Source organism: Chryseobacterium sp. GQ58 (assembly GCF_059758895.1).
Map to the genome: position 1 here is coordinate 340,129 of NZ_JCAXEH010000004.1, position 19,799 is coordinate 359,927.

Below are 19,799 nucleotides of genomic sequence, written 5' to 3' on the forward strand. Positions count from 1 at the left end.
AGTAATGGCAAAGTTAGAGAATAATAACGAAAATGAGAACAAAAAATCAGTAGCTGAAAACTTAGGAGATCAGGTACAAAAGACGGTTGATAATGTTCAGGAGACTGTGAAAGAGGCTTCTGAGCTTGCTTCAGACGCTATAAAACATCCGGTAGAGACGGCTCAGGAATTTGGAAAACAGGCCGCAAAAGATGTAACCAGCTATTCTTGGTGGGCAAAATTATTGCTTATTCTTTTTTGGATAGGTATTTCGTTAATTGTTATTATTTTAATCGGAATCAATCTTCCGGTTACCAAAAGATGGGCTGCTAATCAGGCTTTGCAAATCGTTAACCGTGATTTTAAAGCAGAAATGTCTACAGAAAGCGTTGAAGTCAATTTTTTTGGTGATGTTACCATAAAAGGCTTAAGAATAAAAGATTATAAAGGTCTGGAATTTATTAAGGCGAGAGAATTTATTGCCAATTCCGACTGGTTTTCTTTAGCAACCAACATTGGAAAAGAAAATTCTTTGAGCTTCAATGCTTTGACTCTTAAAGATGCAGATGTAAAAGTTATTACTTATAAAGGAGACAGTATTTCAAATTTCATCCGTTTTACTCAGCTTTTTGACAGCGGAAAAAAACAAGATCCTACCAAACCGCCTTTTCAGCTCAATGCAAGATTAGACCTTATTGATTCTAAAGTTTCTATTGTTAATCAAAATTCACCAGGCGAGCCAGGAAAATGGCTGACAGCCACAAATGTAAATTTAAGAGCTCCAAAAGTAAAGATAAACGGATCTAATATTTCTGCTCAGATCAACAATTTTACTTTTACGACCAAAAGATGGGGCAAATCTCACTTCGTAGAAACTTTTTCTACAGAACTTTCTATGACGGAAGATTTTCTTGCATTGCGGGATTTAACATTGAATACAGATCATTCATTATTACAGGGAAATATTAAATTTAATCTTAATAAAGGATCTTGGGCCGATTTTGCAGATAAAGTAAGTTGGGATATGGATCTTAAATTAGGCAGCCAGCTGAGCGGATACGATATTAGCTATTTTGTGACCAATTGGGACAATTTTGTTCCTTTCAATATCTCCGGAAAAATGACCGGTCCACTGAATAAATTTACGTTAGAAAACTTTCTGATCAGAAATCCTGATGTGAACATTGCTACCCGAAAAATGAATCTTACCAATTTACTGAAAGGTAATTTCTTAATTCAAACCAATGATCTTTCTGCAGATTTTACGTATAAAGATCTGAAAGCCATGATGCCAAATTTCATATCATCAAAAATGAAAAATTTCGCTGATGATTTTGGAAAGTTAAAATACAACGGAACGGCAAAAATCACCCCAAAACAGGTTTATGTTTCTTCCGGAAACCTTATGACAGGAATCGGACAAGCAAAAATATCAGACTTTTCATTAACAGATTATAGTTCTGCAATGCCAAAATATGCAGGATATGCTGAAGTGAAAGATTTGAATACATCGGTAATCACCAAAAGTAAAACCGTTGGTCTTATTTCCGGTAAGTTTAATGTAAACGGACAAAGTTTCGACGTGAATACAATGCGAATCAGTACAAAATCCCAGATTTCCAGCATTGAAATAATGAATAAAGAGATCAATAATCTTTATCTGGACGGTTTGCTCGATCACAGAAAATACAACGGATTGATTACCGTAAACGATGAGCAGGCAAAAGCGACTGTAAAAGGGTTGATTGATTTTAGCAGTTCAAGAATTTCAGCAAATATTGATGCTAATGTCACGTATCTGAATATGAATTATTTCACCGATAAACCGGGAAGTCAAATCGTAAGCGGCCAGATTAACGGAAAAATGTCGATGACAAATCTTAATGATCTGAATTTGGATGTCGATGCCAATAATATCAATTTTGCAACGGCTACACAAAAATATCATATTCCGAATGCAAAAGTGAAAACGTTTATAGAAGGCGGAAACCGTGTGATTGACGTAAATGCTCCCGGAGCGGTCGACGGAAAGATATCGGGAAAATATAATCTTGCCGATTTGGCCGAAATGGTAGAAAATGGTTTAGGAAAAATTTTGGTAGGACCGCCGCCGAGAAAATTATATCGCGGGCAGAATTTCACCATGAATTTTGATGTTCAGCAAGGATTGGTAAGTTATTTTATGCCGGATCTTAAGCTTCCTCAAGGGGCAACGGTACAAGGAGAATATGACGGAAACTCAAATAATTTAATTTTAAATCTTGATGCAGCTTCCCTGAAATATGTAATGACCAAAAAAGAGGAAATTACAGATGCTGATGTCGCTTTGGCCAACGCAAACCCCGATTACAAAGTAAATGAAAGGGAAAATATCACCCGAGACAGCGCAATGGTTGACAGCGTTATGGTAAGAATCAACACGGCTAATCTCGATCAGCAGCTTTATGCAAAAATAAAAAGAGTAGAGTACAATAAAAATATACTTAAAGATATTATCCTTACCGGGAAAAACGACAATAATACAACTCTTCGAATCGCCACAAGTTTCAAGCATGGCAGCCCGGAAGACGAATTGGATGATAATCTGAAAAATTATGCTGTTAATTTTAATCAGTCCACCAATCCGGATGGTGATTACGTTTTCAGATTTGAGCCGACGGAAGTTAATTTTAATAATGTAACGTGGTCGATTGACACCAGTCCGGAATTGGATCATTATATAAGTTACAGAAAGAAAACTAAAGATTTCGAGATCAGAAATCTTAAAATTTATTCAGACAAAAGTTCGTTGCTGATTAATGAATCTACTTTTAAATCTATTAAAGATTTTTACGTTGATGCTGAGATTCAGGATTTTGCGATAGAAAAGCTTCTGGAAATGCAGGCTGGTGGCAATCCGATGGATATCAAAGGTTTAGCCAACGGAAACGTGAAGATAAGAATGGATAAAAACACTTTGCAGCCATTGGTAGATCTTACCGTTGATGATATAATGATGAACGGGAACGATATGGGCGATCTTACAATTTCTGCGGTGAACGGCTTTTCTTTAAATGTTTACGACGTAGATGTCAAAGTAACTTCTGCGGGAATAATAGGAAATAATAATTTGCATTTAACGGGTACAGTTAATAACAATACACTTTCACCAACTATTGATTTGGTGGCTCAGCTGCAAGAGTTTGATTTAGCCTTTACACAGCAGTTTGTACAATCGATTTTCGGGAATTTAAGAGGAAAAGCAACCGGTGATTTGAAGATTTCCGGAACTTTGAAAGATCTAGATTACAGCGGAGATATTGCATTAAAACAATTTGGATTAAAGCTTCTATTCACAGGAGTTGATTATTCTTTTGATGATACAGTGATACCGCTTTCGAGAGGTTTGGCGATTCTTAATAATATTGGAGTTCACGATGGAAGATCAAATTCTCAAGGGACAATTTCCGGAGCAATACAGTTTGAAACTTTATCGTCAATGGGAGTCAACCTTGTAATGAGGGCTGATAATCTGCTGATGCTAAGTACGACACAGAAAGAATATGATCTTTTCTGGGGAAGGGTTTACGGACAGGGTGATTTGTATGTCGATGGCCCGGTTTCGGCGCTCAACTTGTCTACACCCAACATGAAAGCACTGAACGGAAGTACTTTTACTTTTAACTCCAGTTCAACATCAAACGTTGAAGAGTTTAAGATGCTGAGATTTTTAAAAGAAGGAAAAGACGGATTTGTAACATTAGAGGAAAAGAAAAAGTCAGGCGCCAATATGAATATTGACTTTAGCCTTGATGTAGATAAAGGAACTACTGTAAATGTTTTGGTGGGTGATGATGTAGGAAATATTACAGTAAAAGGTATTGCCGATGATCTTAGATTCCAGATGAGCAGACAGGGAAATATCGCTATGAACGGCTCATATATGGTCGACAGCGGAACTTTTGTTTCTAAGGCGATTCTAAACAGGACTTTCCAGATTCAGAAAAACAGCAGCATCCGATGGGATGGTAATGCGATGAAGCCTGCTTTGGATATCACTGCCAATTACGTAAGAATGGTTTCCAATGCTGGAGAATATCTAAATATGGGTCAGCTGCAGCCAATCAGTATTTTGTTGCAGGCCAATATTACCAATACGTTGGATGATCCGGAAATAGCATTAAACGTGACCGCTTTGGATGTTTCAAGTCAGGTGAAAGAAACTTTAGCAGCAAAAATCAATCAGACCGAAGGCGAAAATGTGTTACAGTTTGGTTCCATTCTTCTATTAAACAGTTTTAATGTTTCAAATACCGGCGGAGTAAATATTGATGCAGTTGGTGTAGCGGAATCTTCTGGTTACAATATGCTGTTAAAACAATTGGGATCAGTCTTGAACACGATGAGCAACGAATTCCAGATTGACTTAAATTATGTAAGAGGCGATCAGTATTCTAATACGGGAGACAGAGCCAACGCAGGTGTAAGTTTTGATCTTTCCCCAAGAGTTACCGTGAAAACCGGGTTGGGAATTCCGCTTAGTAAAACGGAAGGTACAGATACCAACTATCTCTCAGGAGAAGGATCTATAGAGTATGATATTTCTAAAAAGAATGACGGAACTTTATTATTAAGAGGATATTCTAAGCCCACCAACATTGGTATGGGAATCGGTACGACATCAAGTAATGGCTCTGCCAATCAAGCTTATGGAGGCGGTATCGTATGGAGTAAAAGCTTCAATTCTTTCTTTAAAAAGAAGAATAAAGACAAAAAACAGCCTGCTGCTAATACTCAAATAAAAACAGATTCCACAACATCATCCCCTAAATAATCTGAATATTTTAATGATTTTTATCATCTGTGTTAATTATTGTTAATGTTTAATATATTTTCTTTAGTTAATTTATTTTTCTTAATTTTGTAAAAAATTTATTGATTTTTTAGGAAAAATATAATTTCACAATATGAACTATCAACTGGACGAAATAGACAAGAAGATTCTTGATTTCTTAGTAGAAAACACAAGAATGCCTTTTACAGAAATTGCTAAGCAGATGGATGTATCTGCAGGAACAATACACGTAAGAGTGAAGAAAATGGAAGATGCAGGTATTATTTTAGGATCATCTCTTAATTTAGATTATGGTAAATTAGATTACCATTTTACGGCTTTTATCGGGATTCTTTTGACAAAATCAAACCGCACACAAGAGGTTTTGAAAGAGTTGGGAACAATACCAAACGTAGTAGAAGCTAGCGTTATTTCAGGAAAATATAATATTTTCTGTAAAGTAAAAGCTAAAAATACTGAAGACGCAAAAAGAATAATTTATCAGATAGACGACATTCAGGATGTGATGAGAACTGAAAGTATGATTTCTATGGAAGAATACTTAAGTGATAAAAACAGATTGATCAACGCGATCTCGATTTAATCAAATTTTAGACGATATAAATACCAAAGAACTTATGAAATCATTCATAAGTTCTTTATTTTTGCATTATGGAAAAAGAGTACAGTTATTTTGATGAAGATCCGAAAAAAGGATTGGGTTTTATTCTGACACTGGCTTCATTGCTGTTGTTTACAATAATGGGCTTAGGAATTGATGTTGACGAATATTTGCAACACGAGTATTTGAATATACCGACATGGTATTTTTATATTATTTTTTCAATTGATATTTTGATGATGATCAGTTTGGTGCTGATGTATTTTTACAAAAAAATAGGAATTTTTACTTTTCCGGCTTTGCTGATTCTGCATTTCTTTATGCATAATTATTATCTATCAACATTTTTGTACACAGACGTTACCAATCTTTTCCTTTTTACGGGATTTGGAATGCTGGCAATTATTCCAAAATGGAAGTTCTTTAGATAATTGAAATTTAAAATAGGCTTAAGATCTTTTTAAGTTATTAAGAATAATTTAGCTCTTATAACGAAATTATTGCTCCGGCGGAACAAAATGTGTGTAGCAATAAATATTGTAGAAATAATGAGTTCCGTAGGAGCGGAATTTTAATCTTAAATTTACAGCATAAAAAAAGCATCCAAAAAACGGATGCTTTTTTTATTTCAATTTGAAATGTTTATGCTAAAACTCTTTTCACAGCTTCTTTTACAGCAGCAGCGTCAATTTTGTATTTCTTCATCAATTCAGCAGGTGTTGCAGATTCTCCGAAAGTATCATTTACAGCCACAAATTCTTGTCTTGTAGGTCTCTTTCTTGCCAACATTCCTGCAATAGATTCTCCTAAACCACCTAAATAATTATGCTCTTCGGCAGTAACTATTTTTCCTGTTTTTTCAACTGATTTTAAGATGATTTCTTCGTCTAAAGGCTTAATTGTATGGATGTTAATCACTTCACAAGAGATTCCTTCTTTTTCAAGTTCATCTGCTGCCACCAAAGATTCCCAAACCAAATGTCCTGTTGCAACGATCGTTACATCAGTTCCTTCTTGTAAAAGAATACCTTTTCCTATTTCGAAAGGCATATCTTCCGGCATAAATACAGGTACAGTCGGTCTTCCGAATCTCAAATATACAGGGCCCTCAAAATCTGCAATCGCAATCGTAGCAGCTTTTGTCTGGTTGTAATCACAAGGATTGATTACGGTCATTCCCGGAAGCATTTTCATCATTCCGATATCTTCCAAAACCTGGTGAGTTGCGCCGTCTTCTCCTAAAGTAAGACCCGCATGAGAAGCACAAATCTTTACATTTTTCCCTGAATAAGCGATAGACTGACGAATCTGATCGTAAACCCTTGAAGTAGAAAAGTTAGCAAAAGTACCTGTAAATGGAATTTTTCCTGTAATGCTCAAGCCTGCAGCAAGTCCCATCATATTTGCTTCAGCGATGCCTACCTGATAAAATCTTTCAGGTGCTTTTTCGATGAATTTTTCCATTTTCAAAGAACCGATAAGGTCTGCGCAAAGCGCTACAACATTTGGGTTTTTATCGGCCAATTCAGCCAATCCTGCTCCAAATCCCGAACGAGTATCTTTTTTTTCTGTATATGTATATTTCATGAGGATTTTTAAATGTTTTTTATTGAATCATGTAACCTTTCGGTTTCATTTTTTTCTAATTATTAATTAAGATTGCTTATTATCAATTATGTACTTATAATTAATAATCTGCCGGAGCTTCAAGGTATAATTGTTTGAAAGCCGTATCCAATTGTTCATCATTTGGGGCTTTACCATGCCAAGCGTGAGTTCCCATCATATAATCAATACCGAATCCCATTTCTGTATGAAGAATAATTATTACAGGTTTTTCCTTTCCTGTTTCAGTTTTTGCTCTTTCAAGAATTGCAATCACTGCTTCAAGGTCGTTACCGTTTTTTTCTTCTAAAACTGTCCATCCGAAAGCTTCCAGTTTTGCGTGCAAATTTCCTAAGCTTAATACATCATCAGTATCACCATCGATCTGACGGCCGTTGTAGTCAATCGTTGAAATGATATTATCAACCTTATTGGCAGCAGCATACATTAAAGCTTCCCAAACTTGCCCTTCCTGCAATTCTCCGTCTCCGTGAAGAGAATATACCAAAGAATCGTCACCGTCTAATTTTTTTCCCTGAGCAACTCCAAGAGCCACAGAAAGACCTTGGCCAAGAGATCCTGAAGCAATTCTGACTCCTGGTAAACCTTCATGAGTCGTCGGATGCCCCTGTAATCTTGAATCCAATTTTCTGAATGTTCTCAATTCATCAACCGGAAAGAAATCAAATCTTGCCAATGTAGAATAGAAAACCGGCGAAATATGTCCGTTTGAAAGATAAAAATGATCTTCGTTTTTTCCTTCCATTGTGAAAGGGTGGTTGTAGTTCATCACCTTTCCATAAAGTGCTGTAAAATATTCTGTACAGCCTAAACTTCCGCCCGGATGCCCTGAATTTACAGCATGAACCATTCTTAAAATGTCTCTTCTGATTTGTGTAGTAAGAGATTTCAGCTCTTCAATACTTTTACTCATTTTATAGGATTTATTTGCCTGCAAATTTACAATTTTTTAATGGCTTACCGAAATGCAAAAATCCGGGCGTAAAACACCGGATTTCTTATGACACTTTTGTCAAAGTTTAAAATCTTTGACAAAGTTTTGGGAAAAAGTAGAGTCTCGCAGCCCGACTTGAGCGGAGCTCTTTTTGCGAAACAAAAAAGCGGGAGCGGAAGGCGGAAATAGCTGCCAAAAATCTAAACCACCTTCAAATAATTCTTATTCTTAACCAACCAGAGACCAATAAACGTCAACAACCCATTTAGAATAATCAATTCTACACCAATACGATAATCGGTGTAAGTGGTAACCGACAAATTGATCAAATAAGTAATAACAGGAGCTAAAAGCGTTACTGCAAGAATTGAATATTTTTTTGATATTTTAAATTTGGTGAAAATTCCAAAGGCAAAAAGCCCCAAAAGCGGTCCGTATGTATAACCTGCAATTTCCATGATGAGATAAACGATCGATTTGTCATTCATCGCTTTGAAAACCATTATCAGAATAAAGAATACAACCGTAAACGTTAAATGTGCTTTCATACGAATACGTTTTTTCTCTTTCTCTGTTTTAGTTTTGTTTTCGTTAATATTAAGTAAATCAACGCAATACGAACTTGTAACCGCCGTCAAAGCGCCATCCGCAGAAGGGAATAATGCCGAAATCAACCCGATAATAAAAATAACGGAAATAACCATCGGAAAATGCCCCTGAAGTGATAAAGCAGGGAAAAGATCGTCTCCCATTATATTCGGAATATTTCCGGTGGCATCTTTAAATCCAAAAACATTAGAAATAGATTCTTTACCTTCAATAATATTGGTGATTTGTGCATATTCTGCACCATTCTGCAATGCAAAAAGATAAAGCAAGCCGCCTAAAAAAAGGAACGCAAGATTCACAATAAGTAAAGTTCCTGCAAAAGTCAGCATGTTTTTCTTTGAGTTTTGAAGATTGTCTACAGAAATATTTTTCTGCATCATTTCCTGATCAAGACCCGTCATAGCAATCGTTATAAAGATACCGCCTAAAATGGTTTTCAGGAAAAATGTCTTAGAATTAGGGTCAAAATTGATAAAGTGTGTATAGTTTTTCTGTTCGAGAATGGTGTACGCTTCGCCGAAAGATAAATTTAAATTTGATAAAATATATACGATACAAGCAATTAAACTGATTATCATAAAGGAAGTCTGTAATGTATCTGTAATTACAATGGTTTTTACGCCGCCTTCAAAAGTGTACAAAAGCACCATAAGTAAAAGTACCATTGCAGTCACCCAAAACGGAACACCCAAATCTTCCAATAAAAAAATCTGCAAAACATTTACAACCAAATACAATCTTGCAGTTGCACCAATGGCCCTTGAAACAATGAAAAATACCGAACCAATCTGATGAGCTTCTACATTAAATCTTTTTCCTAAATAGGTATAAATAGACGTAAGATTCATCTTATAATACAGCGGAAGCAATATGGCGGCAACGATAAAATAGCCGATAAAAAAGCCAATGACCATCATGTAATATTCGAAACCGCCAAAAATATATTCGGTTCCTGTCATTTTTCCGACAGTTCCGGGAACGGAAATAAAAGTCACGCCGCTCAGGCTGGTTCCTATCATCCCGAACGCCACGAGCCACCATTTACTTTTTTTGTTTCCGATAAAAAAGGATTGGTTATCAGAATTTCGGCTTGTGAAATAAGAAATCACCAAAAGGCCGATGAAATATATAAAAACAAAAAGCAAAAGTGTAGTTCCCGGATTCATGCTTAGATTTTAAATTTTAGCAAATATAGTTTTTTTCGATTCTACAAAAAGAAAAACCTTTCGGTGGTTATTCCGAAAGGTCATTTTTATTAAAGTTAAATATAAAAATCAACTTAAAACATCCTGCAAATCTTCATTTTTCTGAAAGGTTGCTTTCGCAAACGGGCAAAGCGGAATGATTTTTTTGCTGTTTTTTCTTGCAAAGTCTACTGCTGCAACCAGCATTTCTTTTCCTACGCCTTTGCCGTTGTACGCTTCTTCTACTTCCGTATGATCGATAATAAATCTTTCTTCGCCAGCCCAGGTATATGTCATTAATCCTGCACGTTTTCCATCAATTAAAGCTTCAAAGCTTCCGTGTTTTTCGTCGTTTTTTTGTTTTACTTCTATCATATTAAGAAAATTTGGTTTGAATTTCTATATTGTTCGTTAATATTTTATGTATCGGGCAGGCATCTGCAATTGCATGGAGCCGTTTTAGCTGATCTGCATTCACATCTGAACCTTCAAAACTAATGTTTCTTTTAAAAACGGCCAACTTCGTCAGAGGGAAATTTTCAAGTTCTACTTCTACATTAATGTTGTCTATATTCCATTCTTTTCTGTCAATATACATTCTCAAAGTGGCTGCTGTACAGCTTGCTAAAGAGGTTGCTAAAATTTCAAAAGGATTAAAGCCTTCATTTTTTCCGCCTTTATCAATCGGCTCGTCTGTGATGAGTTTGTTGTCGCCTGCGACGACTTCGGTGTAATATTTTGTTTTTCCTAAACTTGCTTTTACGGTTACAGCCATTTATTTAGTTTCTTTAATTTTAAAGTAAATTATAAGGTTATTAATTTTTTACTTGATTTTTAAAACTTTCAATTTTATCATTTAATTCTTTCAGCATATCAGGATTGATCACACCACTTTCCAGGTCAAAATTTTCATAAAACTTTGAAAGAGAAAAAGTCTCTTTTACGTCTGCCGCAAACTGAGGAAAAAATGTTTTGGCTGTATTCATCACATTTCCGCCGCCGTAACCTCCCGGAGAAGTGCTCATCAAAAGCATTGGTTTGTTTTGAAAAACTTTTACATTGATTCTTGAAGCCCAGTCAAAAATATTCTTGAAAGCTGCGCTGTAAGACCGGTTGTGTTCCGCAAGCGAACAAATAATAGCATCGCATTCTTCAATTTGCTTTAAAAATTGGTGAGCTTCATCAGGAAATCCTTTCTTTTCAAGATCAACCGAAAAAACAGGCATTGAATAATCATTAAGGTCAATTAAATTGATTTCATCTTCCTGAAAACTTTTCAGGACAAACTTTACCAATTCTCTGTTGATGGATGTGGAAGAGGTACTTCCTGCAAATGCTAATATTTTCATGTTGGTTTAAATTCAAGATTTAATTGAAAGCTTACTTTCTGTTTAAAATGGCTTTCGGAAGCGGAACAAACTCGCTTTCATCTCCCGGAACTAGAGGAAAAGCATCATGATTTTGATCGTTCCAGTCTACTTTTGCTTTATCGATTAATTCTTTGTCTGAATTTACAAAATTCCAGAAAATAAAACGTTCCTCATCGAAAGGTTCGCCTCCGAAAAGGTAAACTGTTGCGTTTTCGCTCATCTCAAATTCACACAATTGAGTGTTTTTAGCAACTAAAAGTTGTTTTGAGCCGTAAGAATTTCCGTCTGTGGAAACCGTTCCGTCCAAAACATACATTGCAGCTTCACCATAAAGATCTTTTCCGATGCTGACTTTTTTTGCTTCTTTAGTTTTAATTTCAATAAAAAATAATTTGCTATGAACCGGAACAGTTGATTTTCTTCCGAAAGCTTCTCCTGCAATCAATTTATATTGAATTCCGTCTTCTTCCCAAACAGGAATTTCATTAGCTTCGATATGATGAAAAGTAGGTTCAGATTGTTCCAGATGTTTCGGCAGACCGACCCAAATCTGAAAACCATGAAGTTTTTTATCTGTATTTCTTAAATATTCCGGCGTTCTTTCTGAATGTACCACGCCTTTCCCGGCTGTCATCCAGTTTACGGCTCCGGGTTTTATTTCAAGAGCGCTTCCGATGCTGTCTCTGTGAAAAATTGAGCCTTCAAGAAGGTAAGTTAATGTTGAAAGTCCGATGTGCGGATGCGGCGGAACGTCGAGATTCTGATAATCTTTCAGTTCGGAAGGTCCCATGTGGTCGATAAAAACGAATGGTCCAACCGCTCTTTTTTCACGGAAAGGCAAAAGTCTTCCCACTAAAAAGTTACCTATATCTGCTGATTTTTCTTCAATGATAAGTCCAATGTTTGACATGATATCAATTTTTATTTAGGCTAATTTAGTTAATATTTATAATGTTTATGGTACTTTAGAAAAATTAAAGTTGAGCATATCCTTCAAATCTTTCACTTACAATACGTTTCCATTCAGGATGTTTTTTGATGTATGCGAAAACGTATGGACAAAACGGCAACAATTTTTTTCCGCTGTCTTCAATGTACATTAAAGTTTTTTCTACAACTGCGGCGGCTGCGCCTGTTCCTGCCAATTCGGGATCTGCTTCTGTATGAATCAAGGATATTTGATGGCTGGTTTCTTTGTAATCTATAAATGCGAAATGGCTGTTTAATTCTATTTCAAATCGCTTTTTTTCTTCGTTTTTTACTAAAGGAATGTTTTCAAATTCTGGTTTCATGATTTTTGTATTAATATTGGTAAATGTATTTTTAATTTTAGTCTTATTTTTTAGTGTAAGAAATCAGGGTTTTCGATTATTATTTTTTTAATAAATATTGGCAACGTAAAGGCGCAAATTTTTTAATTTTATGTTGTTTTCAAAGCGCAAGAAAATAAGTTTTCGAATTTATATACTCAATCAATTTTATCAAAGATAAAATGCTCGCGCCTTTAAAATAAAAGCTTGTAACTAGCTTTGCGCCTTTGCGTTTTACCAACTTTAAACTAATCCTCCAAATACCCAAATTTTCCTGTATTGAAATCTTCAAAAGCCTGCATTATTTCTTCTCTGGAATTCATCACAAAAGGGCCATGTGGGAAAATTGGCTCGTTTAATGGCTCTCCGCTGATAATTAAAACAATAGAATCTTCTGTTGCTTCGATTGTGAAAGTTTCGCCACTATTTTCAAACAAAACAAAATTGTTGGTTGGTGCTTTTTCTTCACCATTCACAATAATATTTCCTTCAACCACCAAAGCTGCGGTATTAAAATTTGCAGGAAAATTAAAATTTGCTTTTCCACCGGATTTTAATTTTGCATTCATCATATTAACAGGAGTGAATGTAAATGCAGGACCTTTGTTTCCGTCATATTCTCCGGCGATGATTTCAATAAATCCGTTTTCACCCAAATCTGCTTTTTTCATTTCAGAATTTGAAATAGCCTGATATTTTGGCTTGCTCATTTTATCTTTTGCAGGAAGATTCACCCAAAGCTGAACCATCTGAAATATTCCGCCTTTTCTGGACCATTCTGTTTCGTGATATTCTTTGTGAAGTATACCGCTTGCAGCCGTCATCCATTGCACATCGCCTTCACCAATTATTCCGCCGCCGCCAGCGCTGTCGTGATGCTCAACTTTTCCCTGATAAGCAATCGTAACGGTTTCAAAACCTCTGTGCGGATGAACGCCAACTCCTCTCGGCGCTTCTGATGCGTTAAAATGAAACTTAGAATTATAATCCAGCATGATGAAAGGATCCATTCGCTTCATATCAAGCTTTTGAGCACTCGGAATAAAATTATGCACCCTAAAACCGTCTCCTACAAAATGTGCAGGCTTTGGCGGAATCACTATTTCTACTTTTTTAGTTGTCATAATATTGTTGTTTTAATTTTAAACAAAATTAGGACACCTTTATGTTAATTACATTGATGTGTGATAAGTAAGAATATTGATGAACAGAATCTGCAAAATTTGCTTAATCTGTGATGAAAAATTTAAGACAGCTATTCTTCAGACTTCATATTTCTTCCGTCCGAAACGTGGAGTCTCCTAAAAACTAAGGCTGATAAAATAGTTAAAACTCCAACTGTAAGAAAAGTGTAACGGAATGCGTTGTGTGTTTCATGTTGAATCAGTTCGGGGCTGTTTTCATAGATTTTTAAAACGATAAGACCAAAAGCGATACCGAAACCAATTGCCAATTGCTGGTTTACAGACAATAAAGAGTTTCCGCTGCTTGTCTGAAAATTCCTCAAATCTGCAATAGAAATTGTATTCATTGAAGTAAACTGAATCGAATTAAAAAAACCTAAAATCGCAATAATCGGAATAAACCAAAGTAGAGAAGTGTGAATATCCGGAATTGCCAGACAACAAATCAAAGTTCCAATGATAAAAGTATTTACCATTAAAGTTCTTTTGTAGCCGTATTTATTTAAGATTTTAATAACAGAAGATTTCCCGAACATCGCTGTCAAAGCCATCGGAGCAATAATCCAGCCTGAAACAACCGCCGATTGGCCGTACGCAATCTGAATCATCAAAGGAAGCAACAGCGGAACAGAACTGATTCCTAATCTTGTGGCGAGATTTCCAACAATTCCGACGCGAAAGGTACGAACCTGAAATAAGTTTAATGGAAAAATAGGGTTTCCTCTTTTTTTGGCGTGTCTGTAATAATAATAAAGGAATAAAAATCCTAAAATAAAAACTACTAAAACAGGCGTGATATTCTGAATATTGCCGAAAAGTTCTAAAGAAATGGAAAGCAGAAGCGAAGCCGCAGCAAAAATCAAAAAGCCTTTTAAATCAAAATCGGGATCTTTTGAATTGTAATTGGGCATGTATTTTAAGCCTAAAATGATCCCTAAAACTCCGATCGGAACATTGATCAGGAAAATCCAGTGCCATGAAAGATAATCTACCATATAACCGCCGACCAAAGGCCCCAAAACAGGTCCGATCAAAGCGGGAATGATGGCGAAATTCATTGCTTTTAACAATTCATTTCTGTCAAATGTTTTGATCAAAGCCAGTTTTCCGACAGGAGTCATCAAACTTCCGCCAACTCCCTGAATTACTCGCGAAATTACCAATTGCGTAAGGTTTTGAGAAAGCGCACAAAAAACCGAGCCAATGCTGAAGAGAACCAATGCAAAAATAAATACTTTTCTAGTTCCAAACCGGTCTGCCAAAAATCCGCTTGCAGGCATAAAAACGGCTAATGTCAAAACATAACTGATAATTGCATTCTGCATATCGAGCGGCGACTCATTCAGGTCTTTTGCAATCGAAGGTAAAGATGTATTAAGGATTGTAGAATCGAGCATCTGCATAAAAATGGCAGTTGCAAGAATCAACGGAAGGATTTTTTTTACGGTTTGGCGTGGTGATGTTTTTTCGAACATTGTATAAAATTAAAAAGTCCTGTGAGATTTCACAAGACTTTCTTATTTATTTTCTGGGTTTTTCTACTCCTATCCAAGCTTCACCTTGTCTTTTTACCTGACTCAGCGTGAAGTTTTCAAAATCATCGGTTTTATATTCTATATTGTCCGTATTTTGCTCAAAAGGCATGATGTAAAAGAAATCTTTATCTGTCTTATCGGTTTTAGTTCCTTTCTTTACAGTAGGCATATACTGTGTCTGGAATTTGTATTTCGGAAGATATTGTCTCAGCGAAGCATAGAATTTTTTATCTTTCTCACTCGGAACAATGTCTACGATTTTAAATTTATCATTCTTTCTGTCAACCCAAAGATAAAAATTGGTCTGTTCCCCTGTTTTTCTGTTTAAAGAAGCAAAGCCAAAAAATTCTTTTGGTACAAGTTCTTTTATTCTTTCAGGATCTACTTTTGTAAAGTATTGTCCTTGCGAAGGGTCCACATACGTTTCCAGATTGTACATCAATACAGAATTGTTCTGAAAATTTTTGTTTTTAAAATATTGGTCTAAAGATAATTCTGCTGTTTCTCTAAGATCTTTTCCTGTTGCATCCAGCTTTTTGGTAGGATTTTGAGGATTGATCTTTTTTACAAACTCATAAAGCACAACAGGTTTTATATCTTGCAGGTGAGGATACGTCTTTAGGTTTTCCGCCTTTACAAGCCAATAATATTGCTGATAATAATCTTCTTTTTCATTATCTTTTACGGTTTTGTACTTGAGAGCTAATTTTTTAGAGCTAAGATATTTTCCGTATTTACCTTGTCCGAAAGCGAAACTTACAGATAGTAAAGCAAAAAAAATAGTAATGTTTCTTTTCATTTTACAACAGAGATTTTTTTAATTTTTCAAATATAATTATTTATTAGATAATAAGTTTAATACTTAGTTAAATAATCTCAATATTATTTACGTATTTAATGAAAAATCCTGTACGGATACAGGATTGATAATTATTATTCAGATTTAATAAGAAGTTTCGTGCACTTTTACAGCCCGCCCGCTCGGATCGTTCATTTTCTTGAAAGCTTCATCCCATTCCAAAGCAATAGGCGTGGAACAGGCTACGGAAGGCACGGAAGGTACGGTTGCCGCTGCTGTTTCACTTGGAAAATGCTCTTCAAAAATTGTTCTGTAGCGATATTCTTCTTTGTTTTGAGGAGTATTTAAAGGAAATCTGAATTTTGCATTCGCCATCATTTCGTCGGTCACATATTTTTCTGCAATATCTTTCAGCGTGTCAATCCACGAATATCCTACACCGTCTGAAAATTGTTCTTTTTGTCTCCAGGCGATAGATTCTGGCAAAAGATCTTCAAAAGCTTTTCTTAAAACCCACTTTTCGATCTTTCCTTCAGCTTTATTGATCATTTTATCTTGTGGATTTACGTTCATCGCAATATCCATAAATTCTTTGTCCAGAAAAGGAACACGTCCTTCAATTCCCCAGCTCATCAATGCTTTGTTGGCTCTTAAACAGTCGTAAAGGTGAAGTTTTCCCAATTTCCTTACCGTTTCATCATGAAATTCTTTGGCATTTGGTGCTTTATGAAAATATAAATATCCGCCAAACAATTCATCGGCACCTTCTCCTGAAAGCACCATTTTGATCCCCATTGATTTAATAACTCTTGCTAAAAGATACATCGGCGTGGAAGCCCGAATTGTTGTAACATCATAAGTCTCTAAATGATAAATAACATCACGAATTGCATCCAAACCTTCCTGAACCGTAAAGTTTACTTCATGATGAACCGAGCCGATATGTTCGGCAGCTTTTTTTGCAGCCGCCAAATCCGGTGATCCTACCAAGCCGACCGCAAAACTGTGCAATCTCGGATACCAGGCTTCTTGCGTGTCGCCGCTTTCAATTCTTTGTCTTGCGTATTTTGCAGTAATTGCAGAAATAATAGACGAGTCTAAACCTCCCGAAAGCAAAACCCCATAAGGAACGTCGCTCATCAATTGTCGGTGAACAGCATCTTCCAGTCCTTTTCTGATTGCCTGAATATCTGTAATGTTATCTTTTACGGCTTCAAAATTTTCCCAATCTCTTTTGTACCATTGCTGAAGCTGAATACCATCTTTATTGTAAACAAAATGCCCCGGAAGGAAAGTTTCAATGGTTTTACAGATTCCTTCCAAAGCTTTTAATTCTGAAGCTACATAATAGTTTCCGTTTTTGTCCCAACCCTGATAAAGCGGACAGATTCCCATGTGATCGCGAGCAATCAGGTAAATGTCTTTTTCAATATCATAAAGCGCAAAGGCAAAAATCCCGTTTAATTTTTCTATAAAGTCTTTACCATATTTCTGATAAAGAGCCAAAATCACTTCACAATCCGACTGCGTTTGAAACTTGTAATCCGGAAATTCTTTTTTTAATTCACGATGATTATAAATTTCTCCATTCACGGCCAAAACAATTTTTCCGTTTTCAGAAAACAAAGGCTGTTTTCCTGAAGTTGGATCTACAATTGCCAGTCTTTCATGGGAAAACAATACTTTTTCATTTTGGAAGACTCCGCTCCAGTCCGGGCCTCGGTGACGGATTCTTTTAGACATTTCTAAGACTTGAGGTCTTAATATTTCGGTTTGTTGTTTGGCATCAAACAAGCATACAATTCCACACATGTTTTTATTTTATTTGAAAGCAAAAATAGATTTACAATTCACAAAATGCAATTATTATTTCAATTAAACTAAATATTTTTGTAAATTTAAAATATTTAATGTAAAATTTACTTATTTGGCGTAGTTTATTAGGCTTTAGATGAAATTTTTTCTTTTGAAAGAACTTGATCCTTACAAGAAATAAAAACTTTAAAAAAATTATTAAATGATAATAAATAATTCAAAAAAAAGTTATTCCTTTGTGGCTCGAAATAATTTTTTTTCATCATTTGTGTTTTTACCTCCTTGTAATAATATTGCAAGGAGGTTTTGTTTTATTCTGTACCAATCAAAGCTCCTGACACGTTCCATGCGCTGAAACTTGTGCCTTCCGAAGCGCCTTGAGGTATTTTTACCTGAATTGTATGTTTGCCGGCTTTTAAATCACCCAACTGAATAAAGTTTGGATTGGTAACGGTTCCCGGACACCAGTTTGATCTGCTTAAATCTGAAGATGAAAGTCCGTCCGCAAAATTTCCGGATGCAGGATTGAATAATCGGTAAGATCCGCAATCTGTTCTCCAAGGAACAAAAGAAAAGCTCATTTTTCCGTCTAAATAGATTGAATTTGGTTTTGGAATAAATTCGTCGCCGTTTTCCCAGCCGCCGTGTCCTGTTGTAATGTATCTCAATTGAACGTTTTTAAGATCTTTTTCTAAATTAAATTCCACAAAAAGCCCTTTTTCATTATTGAACATTGTCGCGTAATCTTGACCCGCCATTTCCATAATGTTGGTCGTATTGAAAAGCGGAATTACCTTATTATTTTTGTGTACGATCTGATCGCTTTTGTGAATTGTAACTTCCAAACTCACTTTATGACCGCCTTTGTCATAATTTCCAATGAAAGTACCAATCCAGATTTCTTTGTCTGAAAGCGAAGGTTTCAATTCTGTAATATCCTGACGGAAAGAGCTTATCGTTTGCCATTCTTTCCCTTTTAATTGAATATGATTAAACTTATCAATTCCAAAAGAAGTAAAAAAACGCATCATTTCTACGCTTGGATCATAATTTTCCGTTGATATTACGCCTTGATATTGCTTGCCGTTTCTGTTTTCATAAACAGGAAGTGTTTTTGCTCCTTTTTCAAGCCCGTCGAAAAAAGACATTGATTTGTTTTCGGGAATAAAAAATACAGTCCCGGTTCTGTCGTAAGCGTCGCCGTTGGATTGTTGCTGCAATTCCACAAAAATATTTTCACCTTGAGAAATTTCCGGAAACTTTACTTTTTTTAGAATAATCGTTCCGTTGGCAAATCTTTTTATGTTTTCATCAGATTTTGATTGGTCTGAAAAGTTAATGATTTCGTTTTCAAAAACCTTTAAAGTAGTAAATCTGCTTTTCCAAAGAAGATCTTTGTAGCTTAAAAGATCAGTTGTTTTTATCGGTTTATTGATAATGTTTTCAATTCCTGTTTTTTTGATTTTTTTAATAGAAGTTGCTGTTGTAGCGGAGTTTCCGTTGCGTTCAATTTCTAAAACCAGACCTAAATTTTGCCCAAGACTTGAAGGTCCGCCTTTTATTTTCAGATCATTGGTATACCAAATTTCAATTGTGTTTGAATTTATTTTTGTAACTGCTTTTTTACAATTATAATCCAATATTTTTTTAGTTTCTGAAGTAAGTTCAAAGTTTTGTTTGGCAACAGATTCTGAATCGGAAGTTGAAATGATATTTTCAGCGTTTAAAAATCCATAAGAAATGATCGTATTGGAAGGTTTTTCTATCTTGCTGATTTCAAAAGGATAATCATTTTTCTGTTCTTTTACTTTTGAATTTAAAATATAGTTTTCACCTGCATTTACCCAAACAATTAAAGGATTTTGATTGGGCTGCACTTTTCCGTTGTAAGAACTTTCGTATTGGATTTCGTAAGTCTGAGCAAAATTCAAAGTAAATAAGAAAATAAAAAAGCTGAATAAAAAACTTTTAAGCATAATATAATGATGGTTTTTACAAAGATAAAGTTTTGTGCAAATA

Annotated in this window: 16 protein-coding genes; 3 read left to right on the top strand and 13 right to left on the bottom strand. The window is 35.4% G+C overall.

What is annotated here, in order from left to right:
* The first annotated feature begins 4 nt into the window (after positions 1-4).
* The 3 genes from AC6CHK_RS13070 to AC6CHK_RS13080 all read left to right on the top strand — a co-directional run bounded on the left by AC6CHK_RS13070 (position 5) and on the right by AC6CHK_RS13080 (position 5,845).
* Positions 5-4,792 (top strand): translocation/assembly module TamB domain-containing protein, encoded by a 4,788-nt coding sequence (locus AC6CHK_RS13070; RefSeq protein ID WP_498096822.1) that lies wholly within the window; start codon positions 5-7, stop codon positions 4,790-4,792.
* 133 nt (positions 4,793-4,925) lie between these two features.
* On the top strand, positions 4,926-5,396 hold the full coding sequence (locus AC6CHK_RS13075) for an Lrp/AsnC family transcriptional regulator (RefSeq protein ID WP_498096824.1): 471 nt from the start codon (positions 4,926-4,928) through the stop codon (positions 5,394-5,396).
* 68 nt (positions 5,397-5,464) lie between these two features.
* Positions 5,465-5,845 (top strand): hypothetical protein, encoded by a 381-nt coding sequence (locus AC6CHK_RS13080; RefSeq protein ID WP_498096825.1) that lies wholly within the window; start codon positions 5,465-5,467, stop codon positions 5,843-5,845.
* A 211-nt stretch (positions 5,846-6,056) separates the two neighbouring features.
* Here the strand turns inward: AC6CHK_RS13080 and AC6CHK_RS13085 are convergent, their stop codons facing one another.
* The 13 genes from AC6CHK_RS13085 to AC6CHK_RS13145 form a co-directional block, all read right to left on the bottom strand.
* On the bottom strand, positions 6,057-7,001 hold the full coding sequence (locus tag AC6CHK_RS13085; RefSeq protein WP_498096827.1) for a transketolase family protein: 945 nt from the start codon (positions 6,999-7,001) through the stop codon (positions 6,057-6,059).
* Positions 7,002-7,101: 100 nt separating this feature from the next.
* Positions 7,102-7,953 (bottom strand): transketolase, encoded by an 852-nt coding sequence (locus AC6CHK_RS13090; RefSeq protein ID WP_498096829.1) that lies wholly within the window; start codon positions 7,951-7,953, stop codon positions 7,102-7,104.
* Positions 7,954-8,174: 221 nt separating this feature from the next.
* Complete coding sequence (locus AC6CHK_RS13095) at positions 8,175-9,749, bottom strand: sodium:solute symporter (protein ID WP_498096831.1); 1,575 nt, start codon at positions 9,747-9,749, stop codon at positions 8,175-8,177.
* 108 nt (positions 9,750-9,857) lie between these two features.
* Entirely contained in the window at positions 9,858-10,142 is a 285-nt protein-coding gene (locus tag AC6CHK_RS13100) for a GNAT family N-acetyltransferase (RefSeq protein ID WP_498096833.1), read from the bottom strand.
* 1 nt (position 10,143) lies between these two features.
* Complete coding sequence (locus AC6CHK_RS13105) at positions 10,144-10,542, bottom strand: OsmC family protein (protein WP_498096835.1); 399 nt, start codon at positions 10,540-10,542, stop codon at positions 10,144-10,146.
* A 40-nt stretch (positions 10,543-10,582) separates the two neighbouring features.
* A complete protein-coding gene (locus AC6CHK_RS13110) occupies positions 10,583-11,116 on the bottom strand; it encodes an NADPH-dependent FMN reductase (protein ID WP_498096837.1) in 534 nt (177 codons plus the stop codon).
* Between the two features lie 31 nt (positions 11,117-11,147).
* On the bottom strand, positions 11,148-12,047 hold the full coding sequence (locus AC6CHK_RS13115; protein WP_498096839.1) for a pirin family protein: 900 nt from the start codon (positions 12,045-12,047) through the stop codon (positions 11,148-11,150).
* A gap of 64 nt (positions 12,048-12,111) precedes the next feature.
* The gene (locus AC6CHK_RS13120; protein ID WP_498096841.1) at positions 12,112-12,429 is read right to left on the bottom strand and encodes a GNAT family N-acetyltransferase; all 318 of its coding nucleotides are present in this window, start codon (positions 12,427-12,429) and stop codon (positions 12,112-12,114) included.
* A 266-nt stretch (positions 12,430-12,695) separates the two neighbouring features.
* Positions 12,696-13,571: a pirin family protein gene (locus AC6CHK_RS13125; RefSeq protein WP_498096843.1), complete on the bottom strand. Its 876-nt coding sequence runs from the start codon at positions 13,569-13,571 to the stop codon at positions 12,696-12,698.
* 131 nt (positions 13,572-13,702) lie between these two features.
* Complete coding sequence (locus AC6CHK_RS13130; protein ID WP_498096845.1) at positions 13,703-15,106, bottom strand: MFS transporter; 1,404 nt, start codon at positions 15,104-15,106, stop codon at positions 13,703-13,705.
* A 46-nt stretch (positions 15,107-15,152) separates the two neighbouring features.
* A complete protein-coding gene (locus AC6CHK_RS13135; protein ID WP_498096847.1) occupies positions 15,153-15,965 on the bottom strand; it encodes a hypothetical protein in 813 nt (270 codons plus the stop codon).
* A 144-nt stretch (positions 15,966-16,109) separates the two neighbouring features.
* Positions 16,110-17,777 carry an asparagine synthase B gene (asnB, locus tag AC6CHK_RS13140; protein ID WP_498096849.1) on the bottom strand — a complete coding sequence of 556 codons (1,668 nt, stop codon included), beginning with the start codon at positions 17,775-17,777 and terminating at the stop codon, positions 16,110-16,112.
* Positions 17,778-18,091: 314 nt separating this feature from the next.
* Positions 18,092-19,756, bottom strand: a complete 1,665-nt coding sequence (locus AC6CHK_RS13145; RefSeq protein ID WP_498096851.1) for a GLPGLI family protein — start codon at positions 19,754-19,756, stop codon at positions 18,092-18,094.
* Positions 19,757-19,799: the final 43 nt, after the last annotated feature.

Excerpts from the sequence above, each read along its gene's own strand:
- AC6CHK_RS13075 (WP_498096824.1), top strand. The coding sequence starts at position 4,926 with ATGAACTATCAACTGGACGAAATAGACAAGAAGATTCTTGATTTCTTA.
- AC6CHK_RS13115 (WP_498096839.1), bottom strand. The coding sequence starts at position 12,047 with ATGTCAAACATTGGACTTATCATTGAAGAAAAATCAGCAGATATAGGT.
- AC6CHK_RS13070 (WP_498096822.1), top strand. The coding sequence starts at position 5 with ATGGCAAAGTTAGAGAATAATAACGAAAATGAGAACAAAAAATCAGTA.
- AC6CHK_RS13125 (WP_498096843.1), bottom strand. The coding sequence starts at position 13,571 with ATGACAACTAAAAAAGTAGAAATAGTGATTCCGCCAAAGCCTGCACAT.
- AC6CHK_RS13105 (WP_498096835.1), bottom strand. The coding sequence starts at position 10,542 with ATGGCTGTAACCGTAAAAGCAAGTTTAGGAAAAACAAAATATTACACC.
- AC6CHK_RS13080 (WP_498096825.1), top strand. The coding sequence starts at position 5,465 with ATGGAAAAAGAGTACAGTTATTTTGATGAAGATCCGAAAAAAGGATTG.
- asnB (WP_498096849.1), bottom strand. The coding sequence starts at position 17,777 with ATGTGTGGAATTGTATGCTTGTTTGATGCCAAACAACAAACCGAAATA.
- AC6CHK_RS13110 (WP_498096837.1), bottom strand. The coding sequence starts at position 11,116 with ATGAAAATATTAGCATTTGCAGGAAGTACCTCTTCCACATCCATCAAC.
- AC6CHK_RS13135 (WP_498096847.1), bottom strand. The coding sequence starts at position 15,965 with ATGAAAAGAAACATTACTATTTTTTTTGCTTTACTATCTGTAAGTTTC.
- AC6CHK_RS13085 (WP_498096827.1), bottom strand. The coding sequence starts at position 7,001 with ATGAAATATACATATACAGAAAAAAAAGATACTCGTTCGGGATTTGGA.
- AC6CHK_RS13145 (WP_498096851.1), bottom strand. The coding sequence starts at position 19,756 with ATGCTTAAAAGTTTTTTATTCAGCTTTTTTATTTTCTTATTTACTTTG.
- AC6CHK_RS13120 (WP_498096841.1), bottom strand. The coding sequence starts at position 12,429 with ATGAAACCAGAATTTGAAAACATTCCTTTAGTAAAAAACGAAGAAAAA.
- AC6CHK_RS13095 (WP_498096831.1), bottom strand. The coding sequence starts at position 9,749 with ATGAATCCGGGAACTACACTTTTGCTTTTTGTTTTTATATATTTCATC.
- AC6CHK_RS13130 (WP_498096845.1), bottom strand. The coding sequence starts at position 15,106 with ATGTTCGAAAAAACATCACCACGCCAAACCGTAAAAAAAATCCTTCCG.
- AC6CHK_RS13090 (WP_498096829.1), bottom strand. The coding sequence starts at position 7,953 with ATGAGTAAAAGTATTGAAGAGCTGAAATCTCTTACTACACAAATCAGA.
- AC6CHK_RS13100 (WP_498096833.1), bottom strand. The coding sequence starts at position 10,142 with ATGATAGAAGTAAAACAAAAAAACGACGAAAAACACGGAAGCTTTGAA.